This is a genomic window from Neobacillus niacini (genome assembly GCF_000759675.1).
In the GTDB taxonomy this organism is placed as follows: Bacteria; Bacillota; Bacilli; order Bacillales; family Cytobacillaceae; genus Neobacillus; species Neobacillus niacini_A.
Window position 1 is genome coordinate 24,042 of record NZ_BAWM01000138.1, and the last position, 6,871, is coordinate 30,912.

Consider the following 6,871-nt stretch of genomic DNA (forward strand, 5'->3'; position numbering starts at 1 on the left):
TTTATTGTTCCTTAAAGTATCTTGCCAGTCCATTATATAAACCTGTTGCTGCATTTTCTTGAAATTGACCGGACGTTAGAGTCATTTCTTCCGCTGAATTACTAAGATAGCCCAATTCCATAAGTACTGCCTTCCGTTGATTCTCACGAATGACATGGTAATCACCCGATTGGACACCGCGGCTCTTTAACCTGGTTTGAGCATTTGTTGAATTAAAAACATATTCAGCAAGTTTTTTTTGATAAGAATGATAGTAATAGCCTGTCATTCCCCGGACACTTCGGTCTAGGTTACTATCATAATGTAAGCTGATAAAGGCGTCGGACTGATTGACACTTGCGAGTCTTACCCTTGATGGCAGTGGAAGAAACGAGTCATTGCTTCTTGTTAGAAGTACATTTGCTCCAGCTGCTCTTAGCTTATCAGATAATAGTTGAGCAGTCCGTAGTGTTAATTCTTTTTCAAGTGTTCCTCCAGCACCAGTTGCCCCATTATCAATACCGCCATGCCCGGGATCAATGACGATGGTCTTGTATTTTAAATAACCTTCTGCCCCTTGTTTATCAATTCCTGGTCCAGTGCCATTTGTTGATACAAGCCATCCAGCAATATATCCATTTGTACCGTTGGCTAATGTAATTTCGTACCAATCATTATTGACGCCTTTTATGGGAAAGGACTCTCCTTCATTTGCTCGCTCCAGGACATTTGATTGAACAGAAGGGTCCTTCCTGATATTTGTTCCATTATGTAGGATTGTGACTTTGCTATCATTAGCAAGTTGGGTAGAAATTGCTTTATCCTTGTTGAAATACCAGCCAGCTGCCCAGCCTGATTTTCCCGGTTTGTATTCAATTTTGAACCAATTATTTTTTTCATCTAAAATGGTAAACTTCTGCCCCTTAGTAACGGAACCAATAATGTCCGAATTTAAGGAAGAATCGCTGCGGATACTTAAATTGCTAGCAGTTACCGTCCCAATGGTTCCATCAGTATTAGTGGATTGTTGATTTTGGGTGCCAATTTGAACATAATCAGCACTAACCCAAGCACTTTGATTTGAGTACTTAATCTCTACCCAACTATTCTTTTTTGAATAAATACTTACGGAAGTCCCTTTTGCTAGTTTTCCAATCACTGTTCCTGTTGTCGAAGGTTCATTTCGAACATTCAATGTATCTGTGACAATACCCGTACCAATTGATTTATTATTATTTTCTTCATTTGAATTATTGTTGGTATTATTTTTAAAATCTAGGTATTCTCGTGCAACCCAGCCTTCTCCAAATCCTGCAGATATCTTTAACCAGTTTTCATTTTCATCTAAGACACTAACAGCTTGTCCTTTATTTAAGTATCCATTGATACGGAAATTAGTTCCTGGTCCAGTACGTACTCGTAATTGATTGGTATTTGCTTCAGCAGTCATTGACTTTGAATTGCTAGACCTTGTTGTGGTTGTTCCATTTGTAGACTTTGTTACAACCCAATTGGCTACCCAGCCTGTTTTTGCAGCTGCAAGCTGAATTTGAATCCAATCGTCTTCCTCTTTAATAATAGTAAATTTTTCGCCTTTTTTTACTTGTTTCACTAGCTGGTAGCTTAAACTTGGACCATTGCGGACATTAACTGTATTCTCAGCAATAGTGACCGTACCGTTTGCTGCCACACCTATTTCTTGCGGAAGGAATACTCCGAAAAATACCGTGAAACATACTAACAAAAGTATAAATCTCCTTATCATCCTCTCTCTCCCTTCACAATATCTTTCATTTTATCGTAAAAGGACATGGAAATCATTCCTTAATTGTTAAATATCTACTATTTTGAAATTTTCTTTGACATGTAAGTTTTTACGATGGTTGGAAATAATAAGAACTATAGTGATGATACGAGGTGATGGATGTTGAGATCGAGCGATAAAGGAAATAGCGTTCAATCAATGGACAGCAGGCTTTTCGGTGTAGATTTTCATGATTTTATACAAAAAGAACAGAATAATTCTGCGTTTGAGCTTGCCTCCGAATTTGGACTTACGATCGGCGATGTAAGGAAGTTGAAAAAACATTTGGAAAGATCCTAAATCCTTCTTGACATTGGATTCAATGCTCCGTAATATTATATAAATAAAATACATGGATATAACCAATGATGGAGCATAGTAATTAAGGTAAAACATGAAAAGAGAGGAAATGCCCTGGGCTGAAAGCATTTCTACATGATTCTTAATGAATGAACACTCCGTAGGCTTCTCTCTGAAAAAGGATACTCTAGTCGGAAAAAGTCCGACTCTAGTGGATTTTTCCGACTCATGTTGGATTCATCCGACTCCAGTAGGAGAAGAACGTGAGCAGGCGTTAACTGTAAAAGAGGAAGTGCATAGATTTTTTATGCCTTCAACTAGGGTGGCACCGCGGGAAATATAACTCTCGTCCCTTGTATTTATACAAGGGACGGGAGTTTTTTGTTTTTTATAGAATTTTTCACATAAAAAAGTTAGAGTAAGGAGGAATTCTGCTATGTCTATTAGCATTCCAAGAGGCACGCAAGACATTTTGCCAGGAGAGGTAGAAAAATGGCAGCTGATTGAGGCAAAAGCGAGAGAGCTTTGCGAGAAATATCAATATCAAGAAATTCGGACTCCAATCTTTGAACATACTGATCTTTTTTCACGAGGCGTTGGTGATACCACTGATATTGTTCAGAAAGAAATGTACACATTTGAGGATCGCGGGGGCCGCAGTCTTACATTAAGACCAGAAGGAACTGCAGCTGTCGTACGGTCTTTTGTTGAGAAAAAAATGTTTGGCTATCCAAATCAGCCCGTTAAGCTTTATTATATGGGACCGATGTTTCGATACGAACGCCCACAAGCAGGACGCTTCCGACAGTTTGTTCAATTTGGCATCGAAGCATTAGGCAGTAATGACCCGGCAATTGATGCAGAAGTAATTTCGCTAGCCATGAATTTATACAAGGAAATGGGCTTGAAAAAGCTAAAGCTTGTGATCAATAGTCTTGGAGATAAGGAGAGCCGGAGCGCTCACCGTAATGCTTTAGTCAATCACTTCCAGCCAAGAATCGGAGAGTTTTGTCAAGATTGTCAAAACCGTCTAGAAAAAAATCCATTGCGAATTCTCGATTGTAAACAGGATCGCAATCATGAATTAATGAAAACTGCGCCATCCATTATAGATTATCTAAATGATGATTCTAAGGCTTATTTTGAAAAATTACAACAGTATTTAACACAATTAGATATTGCCTTCGTGGTCGATCCAAACTTAGTCCGTGGTTTAGATTATTATAATCACACTGCATTCGAAATTATGAGTGACGCTGAGGGATTTGGTGCAATAACCACTTTATGCGGCGGCGGTCGATATAACGGTTTAGCCGAAGAAATGGGCGGACCAGAGACACCTGGGATTGGTTTTGCAATGAGTATTGAGCGATTTATTGCAGCTTTGAATGCTGAAGGGATTGAGCTTGAAATCAATCAAGGTATTGATTGCTATATCGCCTCTCTCGGTGAAGAAGCGAAGGACTATACGGTAGGGCTCCTTCAGAAACTTAGGCTTGCCGGTGTTTCTGCAGAGAGAGATTATTTAAATCGAAAAATCAAAGCACAATTTAAAGCAGCTGACCGTCTGAACGCAAAGTATGTTGCTGTTCTAGGTGACGAAGAGCTAAATAATAACAAAATTAATTTAAAAAATATGGCTACTGGCGAGCAGGTCGAACTTGAATTAACAGGTCTTGTAGAATATTTTCAAGAATTAAAGGGATAAGAGGAGAGGATCTTCATGTACGGGAGAACGTATTTTTGTGGCGATGTTCCAGAATCAGCCATTGGTGAAAAAGTAACGCTTAAAGGCTGGGTCTCAAAACGACGGGACCTTGGCGGATTAATCTTTATCGATCTACGTGATCGTTCAGGTATTGTCCAGGTTGTTTTCAATCCAGATGTATCGAAAGAAGCACTAGAAATTGCTGAAAAGATTCGCAGCGAATATGTTTTGGATATACAAGGAACCGTGATTAGTCGTGAGGCTGGAACGATAAATCCTAATTTAAAAACAGGAAAAATAGAAGTTCAAGCCGAAATGGTAACCATTATTAACGAAGCGAAAACACCTCCATTTACCATTTTAGATAACACTGAGGCATCTGAAGATGTTCGTCTTAAATACCGTTATTTAGATTTCCGTCGTCCTGTTATTTTTGAAACATTAAAAATTCGTCATCAAGTTACAAAACAAATCAGAGATTTCCTAGATACTGAAGGATTTTTAGATATTGAAACACCAATTTTAACGAAGAGCACTCCTGAAGGAGCACGTGACTATTTGGTACCAAGCCGTGTTCATCCTGGTGAGTTTTATGCACTTCCACAATCACCACAGTTATTCAAGCAGCTATTAATGCTTGGTGGTATTGAGCGTTATTATCAAATTGCCCGCTGTTTCCGTGATGAGGATTTACGTGCTGACCGTCAGCCAGAATTCACACAAATTGATATTGAAACAAGTTTCCTAGGTCAAGAGGATATCTTAGGCTTAATGGAAAAAATGATGACACAGTTGATGAAGGAAGTAAAAGGGCTTGAAATTCCTTCTCCATTTCCAAGGATGACATATGATGATGCAATGAACAGATTTGGGTCTGATAAACCAGATACTCGTTTTGGACTTGAGTTAGTAGACCTTTCCGAGGTTGTTAAGGATTCAGGCTTTAAAGTATTTGCAGCTGCAGTTGCAAATGGAGGTCAGGTAAAGGCCATCAATGTAAAAGGTGCTGCTGAAAAATACTCACGTAAGGATATTGACGCTCTAACAGAATTTGTAGCAGTTTATGGAGCAAAAGGTCTTGCCTGGCTGAAGGTTGATGCGGAAGGGTTAAAAGGTCCGATTGCAAAGTTCTTCGCAGAAGAGGATTCTAATTCTCTAAGAGCTGTTTTGAATGCCAATGAGGGTGACCTGCTCTTGTTCGTTGCGGACAAGAAAAATGTTGTTGCTGATGCATTAGGAGCACTCCGTTCAAAGCTTGGAAAAGAATTAGGATTAATCGATCTAAGCAGGTTTAATTTCTTATGGATTACTGATTGGCCGTTGCTTGAATATGGTGAAGAAGAAGGTCGTTATTATGCTGCCCATCATCCATTCACTATGCCTGTAAGAGAAGACCTGCCGTACTTAGATACAGATCCTTCTAGAGTTCGTGCACAGGCCTATGACCTTGTATTAAATGGTTATGAGCTTGGTGGCGGTAGTTTAAGAATTTTTGAGCGTTCTGTTCAAGAAAAAATGTTTAACGTTCTTGGATTTGCACCTGAAGAAGCCCAGGAACAATTTGGTTTCTTGTTGAATGCTTTCGAATATGGTACACCGCCACATGGTGGAATTGCTCTCGGCTTGGACCGTCTGGTTATGTTACTCACAGGCAGTACTAACCTGCGTGATACTATTGCTTTTCCAAAAACGGCAAGTGCCAGCGACTTGTTAACGGACGCACCAGGTGAAGTTTCTGAAGCCCAATTAAAAGAACTTCATTTGTCACTAAACGTTACGAATAAAAGTAAATAAAACGCTTTCATAATATCTTGAATGGTTTTTCAATCTATGATATTATAAAGTCAACCAAATAAGTGTCCTGAAATGTTCGTTGTATTACCTAACTTTTGACCAACATTATTTCTTCGGGAGTCTGGAGTTTTCGAGTTGCGTAAAAGCCTCAACCTATACGGTTAAAGGGACTTACATATACTCGGAACAAGACACCCACCTGCTGATATGCGGGATCAAAAGAAGGAACTAAGCGCGACGGCACCATTGGGACCCTTATAAAAATAGTCTCCTGCATAGCAGGGGGCTATTTTTATTTTGTGGTTTAACAATATAATTCCTATAGCGATACTTGAATTTATGCAGGAGTATGTTATATTTTTTTAGGGTAAAAAATAATAGTAAGTCGAATATATATTTCTGGAGGATCCACATGCTGCATCAATTTTCTCGTAATGAACTTGCCATTGGCAAAGAAGGCCTAGATATTATGAAAAACAGTACAGTTGCTGTGTTAGGAATTGGCGGTGTCGGCTCATTTGCTGCTGAAGCTCTTGCACGTTCTGGAGTTGGACGGTTGATACTAGTCGATAAAGATACCGTTGATATCACGAATGTCAACCGTCAGCTTATCGCACTCCTATCAACGGTTGGACAACCAAAAGCTGAACTTATGAAGGAACGGATTAAAGACATTAATCCCGATTGTGAGGTCATCGCTTTAAAAATGTTTTATACAGAAGAGACGTATGAAGAATTTTTTAACCATGGTTTGGATTTTGTCGTTGACGCTTCTGATACCATTATTTATAAAATTCATTTGATGAAAGAATGCTTAAAAAGAAATATTCCGATCATCTCGAGTATGGGAGCGGCCAACAAAATGGACCCAACTCGCTTCAAAATTGCTGATATTTCTAAAACACATACAGATCCAATCGCTAAAGTAATCCGCACGAAGCTTCGTAAGGAAAGAATCCACAAGGGTATTCCAGTGGTCTTTTCTGATGAGAGTCCGATAGTCATTCGTGAAGATGTTCGAAAAGAGGTCGGGAATGACAAAGCTCCGATTCGTAAGGCGCAAATGCCTCCATCCTCAAATGCCTTCGTCCCATCTGCTTGCGGATTAATCATGGCAAGCTATGTGGTTCGAGAGTTGTTATCCGACATCAAAATTACACGTGTAGCAGATGAAAAATAATTGTTAACCCCGAACAAAAATGTGAGGGCACTGAAAAAGTCCGCTTTTAACAATCAGGGGGTAAATTGCTCGATATTAGTCGAGCGATTTACCCCCTTTTGCTTTA

At 39.3% G+C, this 6,871-nt stretch carries 5 protein-coding genes, 1 other RNA gene and 1 other annotated feature; of the genes, 5 read left to right on the forward strand and 1 reads right to left on the reverse strand.

The window, feature by feature from the left end:
• Position 1 precedes the first annotated feature (1 nt).
• Positions 2–1,723 (reverse strand): SH3 domain-containing protein, encoded by a 1,722-nt coding sequence (locus TR08_RS25115; RefSeq protein ID WP_238579244.1) that lies wholly within the window; start codon positions 1,721–1,723, stop codon positions 2–4.
• 180 nt (positions 1,724–1,903) lie between these two features.
• Here TR08_RS25115 and TR08_RS32225 point away from each other — a divergent pair, with 180 nt between their 5' ends.
• The 5 genes from TR08_RS32225 (at position 1,904) to TR08_RS25135 (ending at position 6,765) form a co-directional block, all read left to right on the forward strand.
• A complete protein-coding gene (locus TR08_RS32225) occupies positions 1,904–2,083 on the forward strand; it encodes a hypothetical protein (RefSeq protein ID WP_152597523.1) in 180 nt (59 codons plus the stop codon).
• 56 nt (positions 2,084–2,139) lie between these two features.
• Positions 2,140–2,440, forward strand: a binding site (T-box leader).
• Positions 2,441–2,519: 79 nt separating this feature from the next.
• Positions 2,520–3,791, forward strand: coding sequence for a histidine--tRNA ligase (hisS, locus tag TR08_RS25125; protein WP_045522933.1), 1,272 nt, complete (start codon positions 2,520–2,522; stop codon positions 3,789–3,791).
• A 15-nt stretch (positions 3,792–3,806) separates the two neighbouring features.
• A complete protein-coding gene (gene aspS, locus TR08_RS25130) occupies positions 3,807–5,585 on the forward strand; it encodes an aspartate--tRNA ligase (protein WP_045522935.1) in 1,779 nt (592 codons plus the stop codon).
• A 61-nt stretch (positions 5,586–5,646) separates the two neighbouring features.
• Positions 5,647–5,842, forward strand: a non-coding RNA gene (gene ssrS / locus TR08_RS31495) — 6S RNA.
• Positions 5,843–5,997: 155 nt separating this feature from the next.
• Complete coding sequence (locus TR08_RS25135) at positions 5,998–6,765, forward strand: tRNA threonylcarbamoyladenosine dehydratase (protein ID WP_045522937.1); 768 nt, start codon at positions 5,998–6,000, stop codon at positions 6,763–6,765.
• Positions 6,766–6,871 lie beyond the last annotated feature (106 nt).

Excerpts from the sequence above, each read along its gene's own strand:
- TR08_RS32225 (WP_152597523.1), top strand. The coding sequence starts at position 1,904 with ATGTTGAGATCGAGCGATAAAGGAAATAGCGTTCAATCAATGGACAGC.
- hisS (WP_045522933.1), top strand. The coding sequence starts at position 2,520 with ATGTCTATTAGCATTCCAAGAGGCACGCAAGACATTTTGCCAGGAGAG.
- aspS (WP_045522935.1), top strand. The coding sequence starts at position 3,807 with ATGTACGGGAGAACGTATTTTTGTGGCGATGTTCCAGAATCAGCCATT.
- TR08_RS25135 (WP_045522937.1), top strand. The coding sequence starts at position 5,998 with ATGCTGCATCAATTTTCTCGTAATGAACTTGCCATTGGCAAAGAAGGC.